The sequence below is a fragment of the Chitinophaga sp. W2I13 genome, from assembly GCF_050434005.1.
In the GTDB taxonomy this organism is placed as follows: Bacteria; Bacteroidota; Bacteroidia; order Chitinophagales; family Chitinophagaceae; genus Chitinophaga.
Map to the genome: position 1 here is coordinate 1,137,582 of NZ_JBNPWD010000001.1, position 24,626 is coordinate 1,162,207.

Sequence of the window (24,626 nt, forward strand, 5' to 3'; positions counted from 1 at the left end):
GTCAGCCTAAAAGTGAACAACGAAAATGAAAAAACTGATCATTGCAACAGGTTTGTTGCTTGGCGGATTCTTCGCGCAGGCACAGATCAAAGGGGTAAAGCATGTTATCCTGATAGGCATGGATGGCTTCGGCGCTTACTGTTTTCCGAAAGTGGACAACCCCAACATGAAACAAATGATGCAGGACGGTGCGTGGACCTTACAGGCCCGCAGTGTATTGCCTTCCTCAAGTGCGGTTAACTGGGCCTCTATGGTGATGGGCGCCGGTCCTGAAGTACACGGTTATACAGAATGGGACAGCCGGAAACCGGAACTGCCTTCCCGCGAGCTGGATCAGTATGGTATGTTTCCATCTATATACACGATTTTACGTGAACAAAAACCAAAGGCAGAGATAGGCGTTATTTACAGCTGGGAGGGTATCGGTTATTTGTTTCCAAAAGCAGCGGTCAACAAAGAGCTTGGCACACACGACAACGACAGCCTCGCTACTGCGGCGGCTGTAGCATATATCAAAGAAAAGAAACCGGACTTCCTGTTCATCCATTTTGATGAACCCGATGGAACCGGGCATAATATTGGTCATAATATACAGCCTTACTTCGACCAGGTAGCAAAGAATGATGTGTTGCTGGGAAAAATTCTGCAGGCAGTGAAAGATGCAGGGATGTGGGATAATACCATCATCCTGCTGACGGCCGATCATGGCGGCATCAAGAAAGGACATGGCGGCAAAACGATGGAAGAAATGCAGATTCCCTGGATCATCCGTGGCCCTGGCGTGGCAAAAAATAAAGAGATCAAAAGCAGTGTGGTGACCTACGATACCGCTGCTACTCTTGCCTGGATCTTTGGGTTGAAAACACCGCAGGTGTGGACCGGAAGGCCAGTGACGGAAGCGTTCAAATGATATTGATATGAAAAAAATGCTGCTTTTAACGGTGGTATGTTTTGCAGGTTGCACCCTTTTTGCGCAAACACAAAAAGTAAAGGTGCTTACCTACAACATTCATCACGGGGAAAACATGAAACAGGTGCTGGATCTTCAGGGAATTGCCAATGTAATACTGGCCACTAATCCCGATCTGGTGGCGTTGCAGGAAGTAGACAGTGTTACCGGCCGTACCAGCCAGAGTGATCAGCTGAAAGAACTGGCTTCCATCACCGGCATGTACACTTATTTTGCCAAATCAATGGATTTTGATGGCGGCGGTTACGGCACCGGCATTCTATCCCGTTTCCCTATCAGCAGTAATACTACCATGATGTTACCTTCTGCAAAAGGCAATGAGCCCAGGGCCGCCGGTATTGTTACCGTTCAGCTGCCGGGAGATAGTTCACTGCAGTTTGTGACCACTCACCTGGATGCAGGCAGAAAGGCTACCGACCGTATTGCCCAGGCAAATGCACTGGCAGACTATTTCAGGGCCACGGCTACTCCGGTGATTATTGCCGGCGATTTCAACGCCCTGCCGGCCTCAAAGGAACTAAAAGTACTGAAACAGGTATTTACGGATGCCAGCAGCCTGATGGGACCAACCTTTCCTTCCGATTCACCGACCATAAAACTGGACTATATCATGATTGCTCCCAAACAACGGTGGACGATCACCGGCGCACGTGTCATTGAAGAAACAGTAGCATCTGATCATCGCCCGGTGTTGTGCGAACTTGAAATGAAATAAGAGAAAAAACAATCCATTATATGACAATGAAAAGAGTAATTCACCTGTGCTTACTGATGGCAGCAGCAGGACTGTGGAGTTGTACCACTCAGCAGCCCTCCGCGCCCAAAGGCAGTGTGAGCATCATTCCTATGCCTGCCAGTGTCAGCGAAACAGCTGATTCTTTTTTACTGGACAAGCAAACGGTGATTGTTGCCAATAATGAAAGCGACAAAAAAACAGCCGCTTTATTTAATGCCTGGCTCAAAGAACTGACCGGGTATGAACTGGCAGTAAAAGACCAGGGAGATAAAAATGCAATCCTGTTACAGACCGGCAATGACAGTGCTAACGCAGAAGGCTATACGCTTGCTGCGACTCACAACAACATCACCATTAAAGGTAACAGCAGCGCCGGCACTTTTTATGGCGTACAGACGCTGATCCAGTTACTGCCGGTAGAAAAAGCGCGCGCCATGTTTGTACCGGGTGTGAATATTACCGATGCGCCGCGTTTCGCTTACCGCGGGCTGCACCTGGATGTGGGTCGCCATTTTTTTTCTGTTGATTTTATTAAGAAGTACATCGACCTGATGGCAATGCACAAATTGAATACGTTTCACTGGCACCTGACAGAAGACCAGGGCTGGCGTATTGAAATAAAGAAATATCCGCGCCTGCAGGAAGTGGCTTCCAAAAGAAAAGAAACCATGGCCGGCCGTTATGCCGACAATAAATACGATGGCAAGCCTTATGGCGGCTATTATACACAGGAGCAGGTGAAAGAAGTAGTGCAGTATGCTACCGATCATTTCATCACGGTGATTCCTGAAATTGAAATGCCGGGTCATTCGCTGGCAGCGCTTACCGCATATCCCAACCTGGGCTGCACCGGCGGCCCGTATGAAGTAGGCACCCGATGGGGCGTGTACGACGATGTATACTGCGCCGGCAACGACAGCGTTTATCTTTTCCTGCAGGATGTACTGGATGAAGTGATGGCGTTGTTCCCCAGCAAGTATATCCACATCGGCGGTGATGAATCTCCCAAAGTACGCTGGGAAAAATGTCCTAAATGCCAGGCGCGCATGAAGCAGGAAGGTTTGAAAGATGAGCATGCGTTGCAGAGCTATTTCATCCAGCGGATGGAGAAATACCTGAACAGCAAAGGCCGGCAGATCATCGGCTGGGATGAAATCCTGGAAGGCGGTTTGGCACCCAACGCTACGGTGATGAGCTGGAGAGGCATTGAGGGCGGCATTGCAGCAGCCAAACAAAAGCACGATGTGATTATGACGCCGGGCGAATTCTGCTACTTTGACCACTACCAGTCCAAAGGCACGAATGAACCACTGGCAATAGGCGGATTCCTGCCGGTAAGCCAGGTATATTCCTACGAACCCATACCCGCAGAGCTGAGCAGCGAGGAAGCCAAATACATTAAAGGTGCACAGGCTAACGTATGGACAGAATACATCAACAATACCAACTACCTGGAATACATGGTATACCCGCGTGCAGCTGCATTATCAGAAGTATTGTGGTCGCCCAAGGATAAACGCAACTACGACAACTTCGTGGACCGTTTAAAAGTACATGTAAAAAGGCTCGACCTGAAAAAGGTAAATTATGCCAAGCATGTTTTTGAAGTTACCGGTAAAGTAACCGATAATAGCAAAGGCGGTGTAGCAGTAGTACTGAATACAAAACTGGATGGCGGTAAAATATTTTTCACCACCGATAGTACTGCCCCTACCCCTCAGGCGACTCCTTATACAGCGCCTGTACAGATTACCCGCAGCGGCACACTCCGCGCGCAGGTATTCCTGGATGGCAAACCTTTTGGTAACGAATACAGTCAAACCTTCCTGTTTCACAAAGCACTGGCTAAAAAGGTAAGCATGGCTTCCGCAGCAGATGCTGCTCACCGTCCTGCGACGACCTTTACGCTGGTAAATGGAGTGGAAGGCAATGCTGCTTATAACGACAACGAGTGGTTTGGCTTTAAAGGAACGGATATGGAAGCAGTAGTGGAGCTGGACAGTGTGCAGGATATTCACCTGGTAGGCATTAATACGATCAATGTAAAGGGCGACTGGATCTACCCACCGAAGCAGGTAGTGTTTTCTGTATCTGACGATGGTAAAACATTTAAAGAAGAATACAAGCAAAACACCTTTGCGCAGCAGGGCATCAACAAGATCAGGGGCCATTTGCAGGCTGTTCGCGGCCGCTTTGTGAAGGTGCAGATGCAGAACTTTGGTAAGATACCTGCCGGTGCAGCAGGAGCAGGCAACGGCGCATGGTTGTTTGCAGATGAACTTATTATAGACTAAAATCGAAAACCGTCCCGGCAAATGCGGAACGGTTTTCATTTTATGACTCCTACACCAAAATATATGATACGGCCTTCAACCGCTGTATGCTAAACATATTAACGAGATCAAATATTAATTGGTTTATTACAAGCTAAAAGAAATATAATTTAAATATTGCTAAATAATAATGCGCATTAGCAGTAAATTCTTTAATTTTCCGGCTCGTTTTTAAACCGCATCTAATCAAAAACGTTTACAAATGACGATTAATCATCAGGAAATCGAACTGATCGACAGCTTTGAACAAATTGCTGTGGAAATTCACCCTTCTGCCAAAGAAGGTTCCAAAGCAGTAGCACAGGAAATTGCCGCGCTGATCCGCGAAAGGCAGGCTGCCGGCCAAAAATGTATTTTAGGATTGGCCACCGGCTCTACTCCTAAATATCTGTATGCAGAATTAGTACGTCTGCACAAAGAAGAAGGACTCAGCTTTAAAAACGTCATCACCTTTAACCTGGATGAATATTATCCTATAGAGCCGGATGCTTTACAGAGCTATAACCGCTTTATGAAAGAGCACCTGTTCAATCATGTTGATATCCCTGAAGGCCAATACAACATTCCGGATGGTACTATTCCAAAGGACCAGATCAAGAAATATTGTGAGGCTTACGACAAACGTATTGAAGAATTAGGCGGTATCGATATCCAGGTGCTGGGTATTGGCAACAACGGCCACATTGGTTTTAACGAACCAGGCGCCAATATTAATTCACACACCCGTCTCGTTACACTGGACAACAGCACCCGGTTGGCCAATGCGTACGAGTTTCCGAATATGAGCCAGGTGCCCCGTTTGGCTATCACCATGGGTCTCAGCAGCATCTTTAAGGCAAAACGTATCTTACTGATGGCATGGGGTTCCCATAAATCCAAAATCGTTCGCCGTTCGGTAGAAGGACACAGTACCGACCAGGTGCCTGCTTCCCTGCTGCAACAGCATTCAAACTGCAAGTTTGTGATCGACGAACAGGCAGCTGCAGAGCTGACCCGTTTCAACGAACCGTGGCTCACCGGCGATTGCGAATGGACGCCCGGTCTGATCCGCAAAGCAGTAACCAGCCTGGCGCTGAAGCTGAACAAGCCTATCCTGATGCTCACCGATAAGGACTATAACGAAAACGGTTTGAACGACCTGATCGTACAGTATGGTTCTGCCTATGAGCTGAATATCGAAGAATTTAACGCCATTCGTGATACCATTACCGGCTGGCCTGGCGGCAAGCCCGGTCCGCAGTTACCGAATCACCCCGAGCGTTCAGAACCCGCTAAAAAGCGCGCGCTGATCTTCTCTCCGCATCCCGATGATGACATCATTTCTATGGGCGGTACTTTCATCCGCCTGCATGAGCAGGGCCACGATGTGCATGTAGCTTACCAGACTTCCGGCAACATAGCCGTAACAGATGAGTTCCTGCTGCGTTTCATCGACTTTGCCGTAGGTTTTGAAGGTATGTTCGATATTGATAAAAGCAAAAGCTCCCTGATCCTGGATGAAGCGAAAGCCTTCATCCGCACCAAGAAGCCGAGCCAGAAAGATACTCCTGAGATCCGCGCTATCAAAGGTTTGATCCGCCGTTGTGAAGCAAAAGCTACCTGCCGTTATGTAGGTATTGCGGAAGAAAACGCCCACTTCATGAACCTCCCTTTCTATGAAACCGGTTTGGTGGAAAAGAAACCCATGGGACCAGAAGACGTGGCGCTGACCGTAGAGTTGCTTCGTAAACTGAAGCCGCAACAGATTTTCTGTGCCGGTGACCTTGCCGATCCGCATGGAACGCATAAGGTGTGCCTGGATGTAATCTTTGCCGCACTGGAAATTGTGAAAACAGAGGACTGGGCGAAAGATTGCTGGGTATGGCTGTATAAAGGCGCATGGCAGGAATGGGAAGTACATGAAATTGAAATGGCTGTTCCAATGAGTCCTGACCAGGTAATGCAGAAGCGTTTGGGTATCTTCATTCACCAGAGTCAGAAAGATGTGGTGCCTTTCCAGGGAACCGATCTCCGCGAATTCTGGCAGCGTGCGGAAGACCGTAACGCCAACACGGCCGACCTGTACGACCGCCTGGGCTTACAGAAGTATGCCGCCATGGAAGCATTTGTACGTTATCATTTTATGTAAATAAATCATAATTTTAGGGGACTGTGATAACCATCGCAGTCCCTTTATTTTTTTATATGAATCTGAGCAGAGCCATAGAAATAGCCACCACCGCGCATAAAGACCAGGTGGATAAATACGGACAGCCTTATATAGGGCATGTATTCCGGGTAATGCAAATGGGCCGTACCGAAGATGAAAAGATAGTGGGTGTACTGCATGATGTGGTAGAAGACACCGACTGGACCTTTGAAGCCCTCGAAAAAGAAGGACTGGCCCCTCACCTGCTGGCGGCACTTTACTGTGTGACCAAACTGGATGAAGACGAAGACTACCACCACTTCGTAGACCGTACCCTCCAGAACCGGTTGGCCTGTATGGTTAAACTCAACGACCTGACGGATAACATGGATATCAGGCGTATGACCGATGTACAGGAAAAAGATATTGCCCGCCTGAACAAATACCTGCACGCTTACCGCCGGATAGCGGCCGCCGTTATCCAGTAGAATATTTTTTCAACGCCTTCCGATTAAACTATTAAATTACAGTAGAAAACAGAATAGCCATCAATGGAAAACGATATCCTCATTGACTTTAGGTTCGCTGCAAAAGAGAAGCCCAGGTTCGGTGAATTATTCTTAATTACAGGAGAAGAGAATCCTAAATTTCCGGCCAGGAACAAAGCATTCGCACAACTGGCCCCATTGGGTTTTGAACAACTCGATGATTTTTTTGGTATCCTTAACAGCGAAGAATCAGGCGACGACGTACTGATATGGCTTTTCCCCATGATCAACGGGGAAGAAGTATTTCATAACAGCGGTCCGTTCGACGCTATCCGGCTATCTTACAGCGCATTACGCAATGCTCCCGCAACTATCACTTTACTGCAGGATTGCTTCAATGCCCTCCAGGCCTTACCTGAGGTAGAAGTTGAATTTGAAGGATCGCCTATTGCCGACTTTAGCCCCGTGCAAAAGAAAGCTGACGAGATTGTGGCTCACTGGCGGGAAAGCCATATAGAACCTGGTTCAGAACAAAGTTTACTGATTGACGATGATGATGCAGACGATGACTGGGAAGAGGATGAAGACTGGGAAGAAGACGACGAATGGGATGAAGAAGCTGGTGATAAAAAATAAATAACCTGATTTACGCCAACGGATCATGAAAAAACAAGCCAACAAAAAAGGTACCACCGCATTATTGCTGGTGGCCTCTTTAATACTGGTATTGCTTATTTCCGGTATTCCCTCTGCCCGTAAGGCTGATAAAAAGAATTGCACGCCAATCACCGGGGTGGTAAAAGAAATCAAAGCGGGTCCTCCTGGCATTATTATTCACCTGAAGCAGGATCCCAGGATCTATTACATCTCCCGTAAAACTAATACCAGCCTATCTCTAAAAACACTGGAAAAAGAACTGACAGGTAAAAACATACAACTTTATACTGCGCAGGACTGGTCGCCGCTGGACCCGTTTTCCACCATGAAACAGGTTCACCGGCTGCAGATAGGCGACACCGTTATATTCACGGAATTCTAGGCCTAATCTTTGTGCAGATGCCATGCGGGTGGAAGCCGGAGTCCTTCCATCCGCATAAAACAGTAACTTTCATATGCATCTCAATAAATATTTATCCTGCCTCTCACTGGCAGTATTACTGGTATCGTGCAACCTGAATAACAAACCAAGTAAATACGATAACGAAGAAAACGCTGCAAAAAACGATAAGAAAACTGCTACTACCACTGCCGCCAAACCAGCACGCAGCAAGGCTCCCATTGTTGGCGAAAGAATCAACGGCGCTGCTACCATACTGAATAATCCAGGCGGAGAACCACTGGTTACCCTCGTGGATTATATCCCGCTGCGTTGTGCGCCGGTGAAAAAAGACTGGTACCCTGTAAGCGTAGATTTTGATATTACGAAAGAAGAATACAGCAAACCCATTTTTCACAAGGGCCGCAAAATAAAAGTAAACGGCGTGGATGCAGGCGTACTGCAACGCGATATCAAACTGCCCGTAGCCACCAACGGGGAAAAGATGTGGGCTACCATTGACGGCTATACGCAAAAGAAAAGTATCCGCAGCGGCACTATCATTGAATCTGCTTTAAGCAGTTACCTGAAGCAACATACCGGTCGCAGTACCGCCGATATGGAGCCCTTTATCCACAATTTCAAACTGGAAGAAGAAACCACCCTCAAGCCTTACCTGCTGTATTTCAATTATGAAAGCGGTATCGACGATCCCAGCCCCTTGTATCGCCTCGCCCTTGTTTTCCAGGGGAAACAGCTGATAGGCGTGCTGCACTCCCGGCCCATTCAACTGGATGGCGGCACTCCGCGCAGGTTGCAACGTGGCTTTACGGTGAACTACCTCAGTGGCATCGATAAAAGCCTGAAAGAAGATTTCGCCGTGAAGTTCAATAAGTTCATTCTTTCTGTTGATTAATCCCATAACTTTTGGTTATCACCTATCACATATAGACATTTGACTTCCGCGGCAGCGATACGGACCTTTGTATCCAATTACAAACGTTCGTGTATGCAACAAGAGAAGACAATAGCTGCCTGGCTGCCGGAGAACACGCAGAAAATTATATTCCTTACCGCAGCAGCCATTACGCTGTTGCCCGTAGTAACTCCACCGGTGGCGCTGTTGCTGGGATTTGCACTGGCGCAAACCAGCGGGAACCCTTTCACTGCGGTAACGCCGCGCATCACGCACTGGTTGTTGCAGCTGTCGATTATAGGAATGGGCTTTGGCATGAATGTACACAGCGCGCTGAAAGCCGGCGGTGAAGGTTTTCTCTTTACGGTTACTGCCATTGCAGGTACCCTGTTAACAGGGGCGGTGCTGGGTAAGCTGCTGGGCATCGATAAAAAAACCGCTCATCTTATTTCCTGTGGCACCGCCATCTGCGGCGGCAGCGCTATTGCCGCCATTGCCCCGGTAATGAAAGCCGGTGAGAAACAGATATCTGTTGCGCTGGGAATCATTTTCCTGCTGAATGCACTCGCTCTTTTTATTTTTCCGGCGGTAGGCCACGGGTTACATTTATCCCAGCAACAGTTTGGCCTGTGGAGCGCCATCGCCATTCATGATACCAGCTCCGTGATAGGCGCCGCCAGCAAATACGGCGAAGAAGCACTGCAGGTAGCCACCACGGTGAAGCTGTCGCGCGCCCTCTGGATTGTTCCCGTAGCATTTATGACCACCCTGTTGTTTAAAACAGGTACAGGTAACATAAAGATCCCGTGGTTTATTGCGGTGTTCATTGCTGCCATGCTGCTGAATACCTGGGTACCGCTATTCCAGCACGCGGGCCCCTTCCTGGTAAAAAGCGCCAAAACAGGGTTGTCGCTCACCCTTTTCCTGATAGGCACCAATCTCAGCCGCGAGGCGTTGCGGGGAATCGGGCGTAAACCATTGATTCACGGGGTAGTACTATGGGTATTGATCAGTACCGGTACCTTACTGGCCATCTGCTGCCTGGCCTGATACCGGGGAAAACCCCGTGATAACCCAATTATCATTTTTACATATATTTGATCATCGAGCATTTGTGATACTGGCAGCATTTATCATAATAACCAAGATGACTACACGTAATTTATGAGCCGGTCCCCAGCCACAAAATCCGGCACTTATATGGCTGCATTCCGGGCAATAGAAAGTACGAAACCTGAAAAAGAGCGTTTGTTGTATGATCCGTTTGCCAGTGCATTCCTGTCAAAATTCTATCAGATCTTACTGGCAGGTTGCGCCATCGCCTTCATCCGGAGAATAGTGACAGCCTGCATCCAGTTCCGCTGGCCTGGCAGCTTCACCGCCGCTGTTGCCAGAACAAGGCTGATTGACGACATGATCCTGCATGCCGTAAGATCGCAGGGAATTAACCAGGTGATCATCCTCAATGCTACTTTTGATACCAGGGCGCACCGCCTCAACGTAGGCGTACCACTGCATTATGTAGAAATGGATCATCCCGCGCTCCAGTATACAAAAAAGAAAATACTGTCTGACCTGGTAGGACTGCCCGCCGTTCACGTGGATTATGTGCAGCTGGATTTAAACACGCAGCAGATCTCGGAAGTATTCCCGGAACTCTTCTACGGCGCACATTACAAAACATTGTTCCTATGGGAAGGAATCACCACCAGGCAGGAAGCCAAACAAGCAGAAACGATTTTCCATCATGTGAAAAATTTTAGTCCGGGTACACAGATCATCTTCACCTATGTAGAAAAAGCAGTACTGGAAAATCCCACGGCATTCTATGGGTTTGTGCGTATAAACAAGCTGCTGAGCCGCGCCGGTGAGAACTGGGACTTTGGTATCCGCCCGGAAGAGTTGTATGCCTTCCTCGAATTACATCACCTGAAGCTGCACTATGACGGCGGCGGCGGGGATTACCGCGCAAAATATTTCGGAGAAAAGAGTAAGCAGATGAAAGGTTATGAATATTTAAGGGTGGTAAGAGCAGAAGTGAAATAGCAGCCGTATCTTCGGTGCATCATTTTAGCGTTCTGCATATGCATATTCACTACTTTCAACATGTGCCTTTTGAAGGATTAAGCTGCATCGCCGACTGGGCCAACCGTCATCAACACCAGGTAACTTATACCCGCTGGTATGAAAATACTGATACCAGTGCCGTTGCGGCGGCCGACTGGCTCATTATCATGGGCGGACCGATGGGCGTGTATGAACAGGATCATCATCCGTGGATGACCACAGAAATAGCCCTTATCCGGGAAGCTATCCAACAAAATAAAAAAGTATTGGGCATCTGCCTGGGATCACAACTGATTGCTGCGGCTCTTGGTGCTAACGTATACCCGCACACGCAGCCGGAAATCGGCTGGTTCCCGCTGGACCTGAGCTTTCAGGGCCAGGCCGCCCCATTGGAAACCGTGCTGCCACATCACTTTAACACCTTTCATTTTCACGGCGACACCTTTGATGTGCCTGAAGGCGCTACCCGCTTCGCGGCGTCCGCAGCCTGCAGTCACCAGGCATTCATTTACGGCAACAACGTAATTGGGCTCCAGTTCCATATGGAATTAACGGCAGAAAGTTTGCAGGAAATGATCCTGCACGGCGCCGGCGCCATTGCCGCCGGTGGACCATTTGTGCAAAATGAAGATAAAATCCGCCAGCATATGAACCTGCTGACACAAAATACTGAAAACATGCACCGCCTGCTGGATTATATGGCAGCGCTGTAAATAAAATATGATTGTATGACTGCTGCGTTTGACGTATTGATTATCGGCGGAGGACCTATTGGTCTTGCCTGCGGACTGGAAGCTAAAAAAGCGGGGCTTAGTTACATCATCCTCGAAAAGGGCTGTGTGGTGAACTCCCTCTATAACTACCCGCTGTACATGACTTTTTTCTCTACCTCCGAGCGGCTGGAAATTGGCAACGTTCCCTTTGTGTCCATCAATCCCAAACCCACCCGGCCGGAAGCCCTGGAATATTACAGGAGGGTAGCTACTTCACATGAACTGAACATAAAACTGTTTGAAGAAGCGGAGCAGGTAATACCCAACGCCAACGAATATACGGTTATAACCAAAAAGAGTAGATATCATGCACGGCACGTAGTTATTGCTACCGGCTTTTACGACATTCCCAACCTGCTGAACATACCCGGCGAAGATCTTCCTAAAGTAACACACTATTATAAAGATCCCCACTTCTACGCCACACAGGATGTAGTAGTGATAGGCGCTCATAACTCCGCCGTGGATGCCGCCCTGGAAACTTACCGCAAAGGCGCCCGCGTAACCATGGTGATCCGCCAGGAAGACATTGGCTCCCGCGTAAAATACTGGGTACGGCCGGATATTGAAAACCGCATCAAAGAGGGATCTATTAAAGCATGGTTTAATTCTTCACTTACCGCCATCCGGGATAAGGAAGTGGATATCGCAACGCCTGACGGTCCCGTTACCATTGCCAATGATTTTGTGATCGCTATGACTGGCTACCAGCCTAATTTCAGCCTGCTGCAAAAGGCAGGCATCGCATTGTCTGATGATAGTCTCAAACTCCCAACCTACAATCCTATCACCATGGAAACCAATATGCCGCGCATCTACCTGGCCGGCGTGGTTTGCGGGGGGATGAATACCCACGTGTGGTTCATTGAAAACTCGCGGGATCATGCGGAGAAGATTATGGCGCATGTCCGTGCGAATGCGTAGAGCGGGGGGCGCCTTCGGCGCTGGTAAATTGTCTTGGAGCGCTGATTATACTGATTGGCTTGATTTGATTATGTTTGATTTTACTTTTTTGATTTTTATTTGATTTTATTTAAGATTTAAAAATAGATAAGGGAAATACATGCGGATCTATCCGCTTATATCTCCCTTCATTCTTATAAAAATCAAAAAAGTAAAAATCAAGCCAATCAGTATAATCAGCGTAATCAGCGCTCCAAGACAATTTACAAGCGCCGAAGGCGCTCCCTCCGTATCAAACAATGTTCACCTCGCGCTCCAGTTCCACTCCGAATTTGGCCTTTACGCTGTCCAGTACCTGTTGGGACAGGTGGTAAATATCGGCGCCTTTGGCGTGGCCGTAATTTACGAGTACCAGTGCCTGGCGGGCGTGTACGCCTGCATCGCCGTTACGGTATCCTTTCCAGCCGCATTGCTCGATAAGCCAGCCGGCGGCCAGTTTGAAATGGTTGTCCGCTACGGGGTAGGCTACCATGGCAGGAAATTCGGCGTGCAGCTTTTCGTATTCCGCTTTGGTGATGGTTGGGTTTTTAAAGAAGCTGCCTGCATTACCTATTTCTGCGGGGTTGGGCAGTTTGGAAGAACGGATGTTTATCACTGCCTGGCTGATGGCCTGGATAGACAGCTCCTGCACATTCATCCGCTGGAGCTCTTCATTGATAGCGCCGTAGCTGGTATTGAAATGTGGCTGCTTGCTTAACCGGTAGGTAACAGATAAAATAGCAAACTGGTTTTTATATTCTTTTTTAAAGATGCTTTCGCGATAACCAAAATGGCAATCGGCATTGTTGAAGGTAACGATGCTGTGATCCTTCAGGTGGAGCGCTTCCAGCTCATGAAATACATCTTTTATTTCCACACCATAAGCGCCGATATTTTGCATGGGACTGGCGCCTACGTTACCCGGTATCAGGGAAAGGTTTTCCAGGCCGGCGAGATTTTGCGCGATGCAGTGCTGCACAAACCCGTGCCAGTTCTCTCCTGCGCCTGCTTTCACATATACGTAGTCGTTATCTTCCCCGGTAACGGTGATACCTTTGATCTCGTTTTTCAGCAGCCAGCCATTGAAGTCCTGTGTGAACAGGATGTTGCTGCCACCACCCAGGACCATCCGGGGCAGGCCGTCGCTCTGCGGTTGTTCTGTGAATGACTTCAGCTCTTCTGCTGAGGAAAAGGACGCGAAATAACGTGCAGTGGCGTTGATACCAAAAGTATTATATGATTTGAGCAGAACATTTTCTGATACCTGCATAATAACTTAAATTTATGGTGAGCAAAGATAGCCGCAAATCATTTAGAAATCATAAATCCAGTTTCATGAATAAAACGGCGATTGTAATAGGCGCAACAGGACTCACAGGCACCCACCTGGTGGCGGCCCTGCTGCATGACCCGGCATTCAGCAAAGTAAAGGTGCTGGTCCGGCAGCCCTGGGCCCATGACCGGCCGAAACTGGAAAGCATTATTGCAGACTTTGAATCGGATGAGAGCCTGGCGGCAGCGCTACAGGGAGATGTTCTTTTTTGCTGTATCGGTACCACCATCAAAAAAGCCGGCAGCCAGGAAAATTTCAGGGCGGTGGATTACGGTATTCCTGTAAAATGCGCCAGGATCGCCAAACAGCAAGGCGTCACACAATTCCTGCTGATGTCGTCCATTGGCGCTAATCCGCACTCCCGCAACTTTTATCTGCGTACCAAAGGAGCAACCGAAGAAGCCATTCAACAGGTGGGTTTCTACAGTGTTAATATCTTCCGTCCTTCGGTACTGATCGGGCAGCGGAAAGAATTCAGGTTAGGCGAATGGATCAGCAGATATCTTATCCAGCTTTTTTATTTTTTATTACAGGGAAGATGGAAAAAATACCGGGGCATTAAAGCGGCAACCGTTGCCAATGCCATGATCATAGCAGCAAAAGAGAATGATGAAGGTGTGAGCATCTTTGAATCAGATGCTATCCAGAGCATGGGCGAGTCGTGAAAATCCGGAATTTGAGTCTTATCTTTAACCCGTATGAAAAAATGGGTCCTTCTTCTGGCTGTTGCAGTTATTGCAATACTGCCGCTATCTATGCAGGCGCAGGTAAACAGCTACTTTCCTGAAATATGGAAAGACAATCCACAGCTGCATACCACTCCATCTACTGATGCTCCTTACACGATCGTGGATTACAGAATGGTAAGGGATTTTAATGTAAGTCCGCGTGATAAAGCACAGGCCACTTCGCACTATAAAACACTCTATAAAAATATAAAAGTTAATACACAACGCGCGGCGGATAGCCTTACCCGCCTGGTGATGTCGATGGAACCCAGCGAAGCGTTGCGCGGCTTGCGCATCCGCGTAATACATCCGGGCGGCAGCGTGACCAGTCTCAACGAGCAGGTACGGATGATTGAAATGGATCGCGAGCGGAAAGCAATAGTAGCCAACAACCTCGTACTGGAAGCCGGCTGTGAAATTGAATATGAGCTGAGCCTGAAAGTGCAGTACGATTATGCAGGCACCGATTACCTGCAATCCGGTATCGCGTGCGACCAGCTCAGCTTTGTACTGATAGCGCCCAAAACTTTGGATTTTGTAGTGAAGCCCAGCACCGGTTTGCCAGCACTGAAGGACAGTATTACGGATACCAACCACTACTACCAGCTGAATATGCAAAATATGCCGGCCCTGCCCAGCAGCGACCTGTATTTTTACCTGCCACAACTAAAGCGGATTGATTTCGGATTGAAGCAGGCAATAGAAGGAAAAGATACAGTACACATGACGTGGCAGAAGTTTGGGGAAGATAATTATATCCCTTTTGTGGCGGTATCAAAAGCAGAATATAAACAACTGGAAAAAGAACTGCAGAAATGGCCTTTCCTGAAACAACGGATTCCTGTTCCGCAGATGATCTACCTGGTAGAACAATTTATAAAATCTAATTACCGGCTGGTAGAGCCTTCTGAAACCGGTGAAACGGTGGATATCATTTCCATCATCCGTAATAAGCAGGCAGAAAAAGCAGGCTTTACCCGTTTGCTGAATGCGGTGTATTATATGCTGAATATTCCCACGCAGATATTATTTACTACTTCACGCGACAGTTTGCTGATGGACAGCCAGCTGGTATACCGGCAGCTGCCAACCAATGTACTACTGTATTTCCCGGGATTGCAACAGGCGCTGGCGCCAACGGAAATGAATACACGCTTTCCGTGTTACCCGTCGTTATGGACCGGCATTCCTGCGCTGCGCTGCCGTGATACGCTGGTGGCGGGGGAGAGCAAGGTGCTGACCGATTTTATTCAAACGCCGGCGCCGCCATACACACTCAGTAACATTACCACCGAGGCCACGCTCCGGTCAGTAACAGATCCTACCTGGGAGGTGAAGCAATCTTTTGGTGGTTATCCCGCATCCAATCTGAAAACAGCTTTTGGCGGTACCGGCAGTACGCCGGATGGCAGACTGCAGGTATACAATGCCATCCTTCCTTTTGAACCTGGTATCAGGAAACCCACGGAAGTGAAAGCAGAAAACGAAGTGTTTAATAACCGCTCCCTGGATAAACCTGTATTGCTGAACAGTACGTTGCTTACCACATCTTCGGTAGAAAATAAAAACAACAGCATTGTTATCCACGTGGGTCCTTTACTGGGTGGTAATATGCCGGTTGACATCCCGCTTCCGCCGGGCGATCTTCCTGTGCAGATCACATTTCCCTATTACCAGGAAAAACGCGTGATTGTGCCGGTGCCGGCGGGTTATAAAGTAGCGAATAAGGGAGATTTTTCGGCAGAAATAAGTGATAAAGGAGCCGATCCTGCGCTAGGTTTTAAAATGCGGTGTGAACAGGACGGCAACCAGCTGCGCATTTTTGTACTGGAGTGGTACAAACAGACTGATTTCTCCGGAAGCAGTAAAGCGGTATTCGGTCAATTGCTGGAAAGGATCCATACACTCCAGCAGCAGGACCTGATACTGGTGAAAGAATAATTTTATACGCCGTCTACATCCGGTATGATCACTACCGAACGGAACCTTTTTTCCGTTTTCAGCTGGATAATAAACTCCTGTAATACTCTTTTGATATGAGTGATCAGCCTGGCTTCACGTGGCAGTTTGATCAGCATTTCCTGTAAATAATTATTACGTACCCTTGCTACCAGCGGAGCTGCTGGTCCTACCAGTTGTGCACCGATATGCGGCTGCAGCCAGCTGGCCAGGATCTGCGCCGCCTGTTCAGCTGTTTGCTGGTTTTTATGCCGGATAGTAAGCTTCAGTAAACGGAAAAAGGGTGGGTAACCAAATACCTGCCGTTCAGCGATTTCTGCTTCAAACATGCCTTTATAGTCGTGCGCCATTACATAATGCAATACCGGGTGCCGGGTGTTGCTGGCCTGGATCAATACTTTTCCCAGCCCGTTTTTACGGCCGGCACGGCCGCTTACCTGTTCCATCATCTGGAAGGCCCTTTCATTCACCCTGAAATCGGGGAAGCCCAGGAGGTTGTCGGCGCTGAGGATGCCTACCAGGTTCACGTTTTCAAAGTCCAGCCCTTTTACCACCATCTGCGTGCCTACGAGTATGTCTATACTGCGATCCTCCAGCAGCTGGATGAGCTTATTGTGGCTGTCTTTGTTCCTCACCGTATCCACGTCCATACGGGCGATACGAGCTTCCGGGAAGGCCACCTGGAGGTCGTCTTCTATTTTCTCGGTACCAAAGCTTTTGGGTTCAATGGTTTGCGAGCCGCAGGCTGCGCAGGTATGTACGTATGGGTACCTGGTGCCGCAATAGTGGCAGTGCAGTTTATCCTGGTTTTTATGATAGGTGAGGGAAACATCGCATTGTTTGCAATGCGGGATCCATCCGCAGGTAGTACATAGCAGGAAAGGTGCATAACCACGGCGGTTCTGGAACAGGATCACCTGTTTACCATCGGCGATAGTTTGTGTGATGGCTGCTTTCAGGGCGGAGGTAAAATGGCCGTCCATTGTTTTTTCCGCCATTTCTTTTTTGATATCCACTATTTCTATCGCCGGCATTTCTACACCACCGAAGCGTTCTTTCAGTTCAACAAGCCCATATTTTCCCTGTTGGGCGTTAAAATACGATTCCAGGGAAGGTGTGGCGGAGCCGAGGAGCACTTTGGCCTTAAAGAGGCCGGCATAATAAATAGCGGCATCCCTTGCATGGTAACGGGGAGCCGGGTCCTGTTGTTTATAGGAGGCATCGTGCTCTTCATCGAGGATAATAAGGCCCAGGTCGCGGAAGGGCAGCAACAGGCTGGAACGGGCGCCCAGTATGATTTGCAGCTCCCCTGTTTTCACCTTGTTCCATATTTCCACGCGTTCGTTGTTATTGAACCGGGAGTGATAGATACCAATGCTGGTGCCGAAATGCTTCTGCAGGCGGCGGATGATCTGCGCTGTGAGTCCTATTTCGGGCAACAGGTACAGCACCTGTTTGCCCGCAGCCAGGCATTCTTCCATCATCTTCACGTATACCTGTGTTTTACCACTGGAGGTAACGCCGTGAAGCAGGGTTACCTGTTTATCTTTGAAGTGTGTTTGTACTTCTGCGAAGGCAGCTTCCTGTGCAGGGCTCAGGTCAAAATCGATCTGTGTATCTACCTTACCGGTGGGAATCCGGTCTACCGTGCGTTTTTCTATCCAAAGGATATTTTTATCTACCAGTCCTTTTAACTGGGCGGTGGTGGCGCCGGATTTTTTCAGCAGTTCTTTCTGCAGTACCACGCCCTGTGTTTTGAGCAGGTGGAGATAAGCGAGCAGCAGCTCCATTTGCTTGGGTGCGCGGCCCATATCGTTGAACAATGCAGCCAGTTGTTCTTCTTCCTGGTAGTCCGCATGCAGCTGTACATAATTCTCCTGTTTCTCGCGGTATACTTCTTTCAGTTCTTCATATACCAGCAATACTTTTTTCTCTATCAGGGATTTGATAACAGAGTAAACTTCTGATTTATCGAGAATCAGCTGTACTTCTTCGATGCGCAGTTCCTTGCGGATGAGGAGGGCTTCCGCGATGAGGTATTCATCATCGTTGAGGGAAGTGAAGTCGTCACCGAAGGCATCGTTGAAGAGCAGGAGTGTTTCGCTGGACAGCTTGAGATGGGCTGGCAGGGCGGCATTCAGCACTTCCCCTTCCGTACACATATAGTAAGCGGCCACCCATGTCCAGAAGGCTAACTGTGTGGGATACACGATAGGTTCTGCATCCAGCATATCCAGCAGCGGCTTGGTTTTATACAGGGGGGCCTGTTCGTGAATGGCTTTCACAATACCGGCGTACTTTTTTTGTTTCCCTAGCTGAACGGCTACCCGGCTTCCTACCTTGAGGGTGGACATATTTTCGGGAACCGCGTAAGTATAATTTTTTGGTAACGCCAATGGCAATATTACGTCTGCGTACTTCATCCTATTGGCTGCAGGGTTGGATATTTGTGATACTTGCGTAATTCGGTGTCCATTGCATCAAACACCTGTTGTTTGAGGGTGTTGATATCATCGAGTGTCATTCCTGTTACGGGTATTGGTGGCAGGAATACCACGCGGCATTTGCCGGGGGAGATGTGCATAGGTCCTTTATGTGGTAAGCGGTGGCCTGCATCGAGGTAGAGCACCGGTTTGATTGGTTTTTGCAATTCGATGGCCATACGGAATGCACCGTTATGAAAGGGGCGTAATGGCTGATCGGTATCGTTGGTGGTGCCTTCCGGGAACACGAGGATGGAAATACCTGCTTTGAGGGCGGTCATCATTTCCCGTACGCTGCGGGCCCTGGCGGCTGCGCTGGAACGGTCCACCGGTACTACTGAATTTTTATAGATAAAACCGAAGAAAGGAATTTTAGACATTTCTACTTTTCCCAGCGGGCGGAAAGGGAGGCGCATTACTTTTACGGCGATGGCTGCATCAAGATAAGAGCGGTGGTTTACCACATAGATGCAGGGTTCATTGTCGCGTTCGCATAAATATTTGCGGGTAACCCACATGCCTACCAGCGGAAACCAGGTATGTGCCCAGAAGCGCAGGAAATAAAATATGATGTTACCTCCTTTTTGCCGGCCCAGTAAAGAGGCCAGGAAAATGGGGGGCAGTATCAGGAACATGATGCCCAGGAAAGTAGCGGCGGCGTATATCACATAAATAACACGCAACGGTTTCAGTAAAAAATTCATAAACGCCTCGAAAGGTTTAATATGGCGGAAAACTACGAAGAAAATTACTAATTACACCGAACCGGTGGCCGATTTAATCGCAGTGGCAGACCCAGTCCTTATCCAGGTCGATGCAGGTAATTACTTTGGCGTGCTGTGAATCGCAGGGCGCAAAAACGATCCGCAGGTGCTGGCCTTCACTGGAATAACCTTCCAGGGCATACGTTGGGCAGGGGCGGTCTTCCGGGTTAGACTTTTCCGCGTTGATCTTGCCTTCCGCCAGGATCTCCTCCACTTCTGCGGTTGTCACCTGACGGCAATCCATCCGACAAATGGCATGTTTGGTATATTCAAGATGGGCATGCCTGTTAATTACCTCATTGGCGATAGCGGGACTGCTGGAGTTATTGCGAACCACTACAGGGCGGCTGCCTGGGGAAGGAGCTGCGGGCGCGCTTTTCCACCACTTCTGCTGCCAGCCGGCAAGCAATAAGATGGACAACAGGAAGACGGGCAGGTATTTTTGCATTGATTTCATAAAACAATAGAACGCCGCGCAAAATAGTCAAAAATTCCTTACCTAACTATGACATAAAAAGTTCCTACCTTTGCCTCCCTTTATGGAACAGGTAAAAACAGTAGCATTTCATACTCTCGGCTGTAAGCTGAATTTCTCAGAAACCTCCTCAATAAGCAGGTTGCTGGAACAGGATGGGTTTGTAAAAACGGATTTTGACGGAACAGCGGATGTGTATGTAATCAACACCTGCTCTGTAACAGATAATGCTGATAAAGAGTGCCGTATGCTGGTGCGCCGCATACAGCGCCGCGCACCCGGCAGCATGGTAGTAATCACCGGCTGCTATGCCCAGCTGAAACCTGAGGAAATTGCTTCTATTGAAGGGGTGGACCTGGTACTCGGCGCCGCTGAAAAGTTCAACATCGCCGAACACCTGAAAACGCTCACCAAAGGCGACAGCGCTAAAATCTGCTCCTGCGATATTGACGAGGTGAATAGTTTTCGTGCTTCCTATTCTCTTAACGACCGTACCCGCACCTTCCTGAAAGTACAGGATGGCTGTGATTATACCTGTGCCTTTTGCACCATTCCAATGGCGCGGGGCAAAAGCCGCAGCGACAGTGTTGCCAATGTAGTAAAACATGCGCACGACCTGGCCGCTACCGGCGTAAAGGAAATTGTGCTCACGGGTGTAAACCTGGGTGATTTTGGAAAAGGCTTTGAAGGCGGCAAGAAAAGGGAAGAAACCTTTTTTGAACTGGCACAGGAGCTGGATAAAGTAGAAGGTATTTCCCGGTATCGCATTTCTTCTATAGAACCTAACCTGCTCACTAACGAGATCATTGAATTTGTGGCCAACAGCCGCAGGTTTATGCCTCATTTCCATATTCCACTGCAAAGCGGCAGTAATGAGATCCTTGGCCTGATGCGCCGCCGTTACCGCCGTGAGTTGTATGCAGAGAAAGTAGCGCTGATCAAACAATTTATGCCACATTGCGCCATCGGTGTAGATGTGATCGTAGGCTTCCCGTCTGAAAGCGATGCGCATTTCCGTGAAACGTACGACTTTCTGCATGAACTGGATGTATCTTATCTGCACGTATTTACCTACTCAGAACGCGCCAACACTGGTGCGCTGGATATTAAACCGGTAGTACCTGTGCATATCCGGAACGAACGCAATAAAATGCTGCGTAACCTCAGCCACAAAAAACAGCAATACTTTAATGAGCAACACCTGCATCAAACCAGGAAGGTGCTGTTTGAATCGCTGGGAAAAGATGGTATGATGGAAGGTTACACCGATAATTACATCAAAGTAACAACTCCTTTCCGCCAGGAATGGCACAATCAGCTGATCGACTGGGATCTGCGCTAACCGGATTTTCTGCGGAGTAAAAATCCGCGGAAATGGTCATGCCACGAAATCAGGTTGCCGATCAGGTAATAATCTTTCAGGTTATTTTTAATACTGCTGCGCATAATGCGTACGACTATACTTTTGCCCACTTCTCCCTTTTCCTGCACCAGCAGCAGCAGTTCCAGTGATATCAACGACAGGATGGCGCTAATGAGGAACAGGAAATTCCATTGATGCAGGGCCAGCAGGTGCAGCACCTTTGATTTGTGTGGACCCGTGAATGTTGCATCAATCTGTATATGTCTTAACTCAAAAAAGTCGGCCAGGATACCACCAACCAGCGGCGCCAGGGCGGAAAAAACGGCGGTAATGATGTTCCTGGCGGATAAGTATACCACCGCATCCTTTACCGGGGCCAGTTTAAGCCCGATATTGGTTAACGAGAGATTGATACCTGCATTGGCAATACCAGTGAAAATATGGATGAGCACCAGCAGGATTATATTAGCATACATCTCCGAATAAATTCCAACAAAACACCACCCGATCACGCAAAAAATATATAACGGACCGCTGATGGCCAGGATGGTTTTATTGCTGTACCTGTCTGCAAACACGCCCCACATCCGGAAAGTAAATACTCCTGTGAGCTGGCTTACCATCAGCAATATGGTGATAACAGACAGGGACAAATGCATCCCCTGCATCATGAATACCGTAAAAAAAGGTGTGGCAATATTCAGGGCAAACACCCAGGCTGAATTGAAAACGAGCAGCCGGAGAAAATTATTGTCGCGCAACGGGCGCAGCAATAATTTGAAAAAATTTTCCTTGTCCATATACGACTGTGGTTCCGGCGCTCCTGCCAATATAAAAGCCCCCGCGATGCCGGCAACACCGGCAGCAATAAACATACAGTAATAGGTAGTAAGTTCATATGCGGGGTAATGCCTGCGGATATAATCCACGCCAAAAGCGGCTGCCAGGCTCAGTACTACGTTTAGTCCCTGCGTATAGCTGCTTCGTTTGGCAAAATAGGTGCCCATGATCTGTTCCGGGATAAGGTCTTTTATCCAGGCGTTCCAGCTGGGGCCGGCGATAGAGCCAAAGAAGTAGAAAAAGAAAAGAAAGAAGATGAGGAAATTGATATTGCCTGTTTGCGGGAACATCAGAGGAATAGCGCCTATCAGTAACAGCGGTATCCTTGCCAGCAGGGAACACAGCACTGTTACCATTCTCCGGTTGTTGGTGCGCCGCACCAGCCAAATGGATATTAATTGAAACACGTTGGTGAAAGTGGGTAAGGCAGACAACAATCCTATCTGCAGATTATTGGCGCCCATGAGCAGTGCCATTGCAATCAGGAAGGCGCCGCCGGTGAGTGTGATCATGGCTTCCGCCGCCAGCCCGTCGCCTATGATCAGCCTCATGCCAATTTTCCTTTCGGGTTCAGTAATGTCGGTGCGCGGTCTCAGATTCATACTTTTGTATTTCAGTATAAACAGATACACGTGCACCGGCAATGATTATACCATGCCAACAGCAGGGATGGCTATATTACTTCGGAAAACCGGGATCAGCTTTTACTTCTTCCAGCTGTTGTGTGTGCCGGTTAGTATGCGCCGCATCCAGCAATAGTAACTGGTAAGCATCTACTGGTCCCAGTGCCGGGTGATCCATAATATGATCCCGCAACGCATCTTTTGTGTTGGTGACATATTCAATCAGTTTATCCCGCTGGTCTGTAAAAGCTTTTATAGTTTCTGCATTAGAGGAATAAGTGTGTTTTGGAACACCATATTCGGGCGCCTTTACTTTATGGCTGCGGTCTTCCACATTCTTAATAATCTGTTCGTCGGTGGCTTTAATATCCTTTTTTCTTTCAGGATTGGCAGGTTGTTGTATGAGGTGTTGTTCCCCTTCCATAATTGCTTTTTCAATCAGGGTAATATGCTCCACGCACTCAATCACTGACCAGCGATCGGCGGCGGGCTTATATTCCAGCTGTGCATCGGTAAGTCCCTGCACATCTTTGAGGAGCTGTTCCTTTGTTTGTTGCAGTTGATTGAGCAGAAGGGACCTGTCTTCCCTGGCGCTGGTTACAGGCTGGAATGCGGTAACAGCAGAAAAGACTGCAATAGCAAACAGCAGCGATAGCTTTTTCATCGTGGATTACATTTAGGAGTTAAAAAGAAGATAGGTAAGTTACGAAAAACCAATGATCTCCAGAAATTCCTCGCGGGTAATAAAACCTGCGCCCAGCGAGGCCAGGTGGTCGGTATGCACCTGGCAGTCGATCATTTCCAGTTCGTGTGCATAAGTTTGCACAAAGGTGATAAAAGCTGCTTTGGAGGCGTTGCTCACAGTGGCAAACATCGACTCGCCAAAAAAGAAGGGACCTGTTTTAACACCATAAAGACCGCCCACCAGTTCGTCGTTTTGCCAGCACTCCACCGACATCGCGTAGCCGGCGTGGTGCAGCCGGATATAGGCTTCCTGCATTTCGGGCGTGATCCAGGTACCGGTTTGCCCCTCCCTGGGAATGCTGCTGCACCGGGCAATTACGCCTGCAAAATCTTCATTGAAGGTAATCCGGAACTGTTTTTTGCGCAGTACCTGTTTCATGCTGGCGGATACCTTTAATTCATCCGGAAATAATACGAAGCGGGGATCAGGGCTCCACCATTGGATAGGCGGTTCATCGTACCAGGGAAAGATCCCGGAACGGTAAGCGAGCAGCAATCTTTCTACCGACAGATCACCGCCCACGGCGAGTAGTCCGTCCGGCTCCGAAAGCTGAACAGGGGGGAAAATCAGTTGTTTGTTAAGACGGAAAACGGACATATCAGGAATCAGCTGCCTGCCATTTCTTCAATAGTAACGCTTAGTCCTCTCTCCTGCAGGGCTTCACACAGGGGACGCAGTTTCAGGTATTCTCCCTGTTTTACGGCATACTTTCCATTAAAATGAATGATCAGCGCGCACTGCTCTGCCTGTTCATGCGTGTGACCACATACCTCCATCAGTGAAGCAATGACCCAGTCGAATGTATTCACCTCATCATTCCAGACTACCAGGCTGAACGGAAACTGTTCATCTTCCGCCACCAGCACATCTACCTCTTCCTCCGGTAATCCTTTTGTACTTGTACGATCGCTCATCTTTAATAAA

Annotated in this window: 22 protein-coding genes and 1 pseudogene; 15 read left to right on the forward strand and 8 right to left on the reverse strand. The window is 48.5% G+C overall.

Annotated elements, in window-relative coordinates:
* Positions 1-25: 25 nt before the first annotated feature.
* From QFZ48_RS04570 to QFZ48_RS04625, 12 genes and pseudogenes are all read left to right on the forward strand, one after another.
* Positions 26-910 (forward strand): alkaline phosphatase, encoded by an 885-nt coding sequence (locus QFZ48_RS04570; RefSeq protein ID WP_429061307.1) that lies wholly within the window; start codon positions 26-28, stop codon positions 908-910.
* A 7-nt stretch (positions 911-917) separates the two neighbouring features.
* Complete coding sequence (locus QFZ48_RS04575) at positions 918-1,685, forward strand: endonuclease/exonuclease/phosphatase family protein (protein ID WP_429045401.1); 768 nt, start codon at positions 918-920, stop codon at positions 1,683-1,685.
* Between the two features lie 20 nt (positions 1,686-1,705).
* Positions 1,706-4,000, forward strand: coding sequence for a beta-N-acetylhexosaminidase (locus QFZ48_RS04580; RefSeq protein ID WP_429061309.1), 2,295 nt, complete (start codon positions 1,706-1,708; stop codon positions 3,998-4,000).
* Positions 4,001-4,235: 235 nt separating this feature from the next.
* Positions 4,236-6,167: pseudogene (gene nagB / locus QFZ48_RS04585) on the forward strand (glucosamine-6-phosphate deaminase); the annotation flags it as partial.
* A gap of 56 nt (positions 6,168-6,223) precedes the next feature.
* Positions 6,224-6,655: a phosphohydrolase gene (locus QFZ48_RS04590; RefSeq protein ID WP_429045398.1), complete on the forward strand. Its 432-nt coding sequence runs from the start codon at positions 6,224-6,226 to the stop codon at positions 6,653-6,655.
* A gap of 63 nt (positions 6,656-6,718) precedes the next feature.
* Positions 6,719-7,291 (forward strand): hypothetical protein, encoded by a 573-nt coding sequence (locus tag QFZ48_RS04595; RefSeq protein ID WP_429045396.1) that lies wholly within the window; start codon positions 6,719-6,721, stop codon positions 7,289-7,291.
* 25 nt (positions 7,292-7,316) lie between these two features.
* Positions 7,317-7,694 (forward strand): hypothetical protein, encoded by a 378-nt coding sequence (locus tag QFZ48_RS04600; RefSeq protein WP_429045394.1) that lies wholly within the window; start codon positions 7,317-7,319, stop codon positions 7,692-7,694.
* A 73-nt stretch (positions 7,695-7,767) separates the two neighbouring features.
* Positions 7,768-8,607 carry a hypothetical protein gene (locus QFZ48_RS04605; RefSeq protein WP_429045393.1) on the forward strand — a complete coding sequence of 280 codons (840 nt, stop codon included), beginning with the start codon at positions 7,768-7,770 and terminating at the stop codon, positions 8,605-8,607.
* A gap of 93 nt (positions 8,608-8,700) precedes the next feature.
* The gene (locus QFZ48_RS04610) at positions 8,701-9,657 is read left to right on the forward strand and encodes a YeiH family protein (RefSeq protein ID WP_429045391.1); all 957 of its coding nucleotides are present in this window, start codon (positions 8,701-8,703) and stop codon (positions 9,655-9,657) included.
* A 150-nt stretch (positions 9,658-9,807) separates the two neighbouring features.
* Complete coding sequence (locus QFZ48_RS04615; RefSeq protein ID WP_429061311.1) at positions 9,808-10,653, forward strand: class I SAM-dependent methyltransferase; 846 nt, start codon at positions 9,808-9,810, stop codon at positions 10,651-10,653.
* Positions 10,654-10,691: 38 nt separating this feature from the next.
* Positions 10,692-11,387, forward strand: coding sequence for a glutamine amidotransferase-related protein (locus QFZ48_RS04620; RefSeq protein WP_429061313.1), 696 nt, complete (start codon positions 10,692-10,694; stop codon positions 11,385-11,387).
* A 15-nt stretch (positions 11,388-11,402) separates the two neighbouring features.
* Positions 11,403-12,371: a YpdA family putative bacillithiol disulfide reductase gene (locus QFZ48_RS04625; RefSeq protein WP_429061315.1), complete on the forward strand. Its 969-nt coding sequence runs from the start codon at positions 11,403-11,405 to the stop codon at positions 12,369-12,371.
* A 271-nt stretch (positions 12,372-12,642) separates the two neighbouring features.
* Here the strand turns inward: QFZ48_RS04625 and murB are convergent, their stop codons facing one another.
* The gene (gene murB / locus QFZ48_RS04630; protein ID WP_429061318.1) at positions 12,643-13,659 is read right to left on the reverse strand and encodes a UDP-N-acetylmuramate dehydrogenase; all 1,017 of its coding nucleotides are present in this window, start codon (positions 13,657-13,659) and stop codon (positions 12,643-12,645) included.
* Between the two features lie 65 nt (positions 13,660-13,724).
* Here murB and QFZ48_RS04635 point away from each other — a divergent pair, with 65 nt between their 5' ends.
* Both QFZ48_RS04635 and QFZ48_RS04640 read left to right on the forward strand, forming a co-directional pair.
* The gene (locus QFZ48_RS04635) at positions 13,725-14,387 is read left to right on the forward strand and encodes an oxidoreductase (protein ID WP_370909697.1); all 663 of its coding nucleotides are present in this window, start codon (positions 13,725-13,727) and stop codon (positions 14,385-14,387) included.
* Positions 14,388-14,420: 33 nt separating this feature from the next.
* The gene (locus QFZ48_RS04640; RefSeq protein WP_429061321.1) at positions 14,421-16,391 is read left to right on the forward strand and encodes a hypothetical protein; all 1,971 of its coding nucleotides are present in this window, start codon (positions 14,421-14,423) and stop codon (positions 16,389-16,391) included.
* Positions 16,392-16,393: 2 nt separating this feature from the next.
* Here the strand turns inward: QFZ48_RS04640 and priA are convergent, their stop codons facing one another.
* From priA to QFZ48_RS04655, 3 genes are all read right to left on the reverse strand, one after another.
* On the reverse strand, positions 16,394-18,832 hold the full coding sequence (priA, locus tag QFZ48_RS04645) for a replication restart helicase PriA (protein WP_429061324.1): 2,439 nt from the start codon (positions 18,830-18,832) through the stop codon (positions 16,394-16,396).
* Complete coding sequence (locus QFZ48_RS04650; protein ID WP_079469018.1) at positions 18,829-19,596, reverse strand: lysophospholipid acyltransferase family protein; 768 nt, start codon at positions 19,594-19,596, stop codon at positions 18,829-18,831. Before QFZ48_RS04650 ends, priA begins: the two co-directional genes overlap by 4 nt.
* A 73-nt stretch (positions 19,597-19,669) precedes the next feature.
* Positions 19,670-20,113 carry a DUF4258 domain-containing protein gene (locus tag QFZ48_RS04655; protein ID WP_429045375.1) on the reverse strand — a complete coding sequence of 148 codons (444 nt, stop codon included), beginning with the start codon at positions 20,111-20,113 and terminating at the stop codon, positions 19,670-19,672.
* A gap of 82 nt (positions 20,114-20,195) precedes the next feature.
* On the opposite strand from QFZ48_RS04655, the gene mtaB reads away from it, so the two are divergent.
* Complete coding sequence (gene mtaB / locus QFZ48_RS04660) at positions 20,196-21,473, forward strand: tRNA (N(6)-L-threonylcarbamoyladenosine(37)-C(2))-methylthiotransferase MtaB (RefSeq protein ID WP_429061328.1); 1,278 nt, start codon at positions 20,196-20,198, stop codon at positions 21,471-21,473.
* Here the strand turns inward: mtaB and QFZ48_RS04665 are convergent.
* The 4 genes from QFZ48_RS04665 to QFZ48_RS04680 all read right to left on the reverse strand — a co-directional run bounded on the left by QFZ48_RS04665 (position 21,470) and on the right by QFZ48_RS04680 (position 24,616).
* Positions 21,470-22,936: an MFS transporter gene (locus QFZ48_RS04665; protein WP_429061330.1), complete on the reverse strand. Its 1,467-nt coding sequence runs from the start codon at positions 22,934-22,936 to the stop codon at positions 21,470-21,472. The genes mtaB and QFZ48_RS04665 overlap by 4 nt on opposite strands.
* Positions 22,937-23,012: 76 nt before the next feature.
* The gene (locus QFZ48_RS04670; RefSeq protein WP_429045369.1) at positions 23,013-23,621 is read right to left on the reverse strand and encodes a DinB family protein; all 609 of its coding nucleotides are present in this window, start codon (positions 23,619-23,621) and stop codon (positions 23,013-23,015) included.
* Positions 23,622-23,660: 39 nt separating this feature from the next.
* Positions 23,661-24,299, reverse strand: coding sequence for a leucyl/phenylalanyl-tRNA--protein transferase (gene aat, locus QFZ48_RS04675; protein WP_370909690.1), 639 nt, complete (start codon positions 24,297-24,299; stop codon positions 23,661-23,663).
* Between the two features lie 8 nt (positions 24,300-24,307).
* On the reverse strand, positions 24,308-24,616 hold the full coding sequence (locus QFZ48_RS04680) for an ATP-dependent Clp protease adaptor ClpS (RefSeq protein WP_079469023.1): 309 nt from the start codon (positions 24,614-24,616) through the stop codon (positions 24,308-24,310).
* Positions 24,617-24,626: the final 10 nt, after the last annotated feature.

Coding starts and splice junctions, on each gene's coding strand:
- QFZ48_RS04580 (WP_429061309.1), top strand. CDS start 1,706: ATGACAATGAAAAGAGTAATTCACCTGTGCTTACTGATGGCAGCAGCA.
- QFZ48_RS04575 (WP_429045401.1), top strand. CDS start 918: ATGAAAAAAATGCTGCTTTTAACGGTGGTATGTTTTGCAGGTTGCACC.
- QFZ48_RS04610 (WP_429045391.1), top strand. CDS start 8,701: ATGCAACAAGAGAAGACAATAGCTGCCTGGCTGCCGGAGAACACGCAG.
- QFZ48_RS04665 (WP_429061330.1), bottom strand. CDS start 22,936: ATGAATCTGAGACCGCGCACCGACATTACTGAACCCGAAAGGAAAATT.
- QFZ48_RS04625 (WP_429061315.1), top strand. CDS start 11,403: ATGACTGCTGCGTTTGACGTATTGATTATCGGCGGAGGACCTATTGGT.
- QFZ48_RS04650 (WP_079469018.1), bottom strand. CDS start 19,596: ATGAATTTTTTACTGAAACCGTTGCGTGTTATTTATGTGATATACGCC.
- QFZ48_RS04655 (WP_429045375.1), bottom strand. CDS start 20,113: ATGAAATCAATGCAAAAATACCTGCCCGTCTTCCTGTTGTCCATCTTA.
- aat (WP_370909690.1), bottom strand. CDS start 24,299: ATGTCCGTTTTCCGTCTTAACAAACAACTGATTTTCCCCCCTGTTCAG.
- QFZ48_RS04640 (WP_429061321.1), top strand. CDS start 14,421: ATGAAAAAATGGGTCCTTCTTCTGGCTGTTGCAGTTATTGCAATACTG.
- priA (WP_429061324.1), bottom strand. CDS start 18,832: ATGAAGTACGCAGACGTAATATTGCCATTGGCGTTACCAAAAAATTAT.
- QFZ48_RS04570 (WP_429061307.1), top strand. CDS start 26: ATGAAAAAACTGATCATTGCAACAGGTTTGTTGCTTGGCGGATTCTTC.
- QFZ48_RS04595 (WP_429045396.1), top strand. CDS start 6,719: ATGGAAAACGATATCCTCATTGACTTTAGGTTCGCTGCAAAAGAGAAG.
- QFZ48_RS04605 (WP_429045393.1), top strand. CDS start 7,768: ATGCATCTCAATAAATATTTATCCTGCCTCTCACTGGCAGTATTACTG.
- QFZ48_RS04615 (WP_429061311.1), top strand. CDS start 9,808: ATGGCTGCATTCCGGGCAATAGAAAGTACGAAACCTGAAAAAGAGCGT.
- QFZ48_RS04590 (WP_429045398.1), top strand. CDS start 6,224: ATGAATCTGAGCAGAGCCATAGAAATAGCCACCACCGCGCATAAAGAC.
- QFZ48_RS04600 (WP_429045394.1), top strand. CDS start 7,317: ATGAAAAAACAAGCCAACAAAAAAGGTACCACCGCATTATTGCTGGTG.
- QFZ48_RS04680 (WP_079469023.1), bottom strand. CDS start 24,616: ATGAGCGATCGTACAAGTACAAAAGGATTACCGGAGGAAGAGGTAGAT.
- mtaB (WP_429061328.1), top strand. CDS start 20,196: ATGGAACAGGTAAAAACAGTAGCATTTCATACTCTCGGCTGTAAGCTG.
- QFZ48_RS04635 (WP_370909697.1), top strand. CDS start 13,725: ATGAATAAAACGGCGATTGTAATAGGCGCAACAGGACTCACAGGCACC.
- murB (WP_429061318.1), bottom strand. CDS start 13,659: ATGCAGGTATCAGAAAATGTTCTGCTCAAATCATATAATACTTTTGGT.
- QFZ48_RS04670 (WP_429045369.1), bottom strand. CDS start 23,621: ATGAAAAAGCTATCGCTGCTGTTTGCTATTGCAGTCTTTTCTGCTGTT.
- QFZ48_RS04620 (WP_429061313.1), top strand. CDS start 10,692: ATGCATATTCACTACTTTCAACATGTGCCTTTTGAAGGATTAAGCTGC.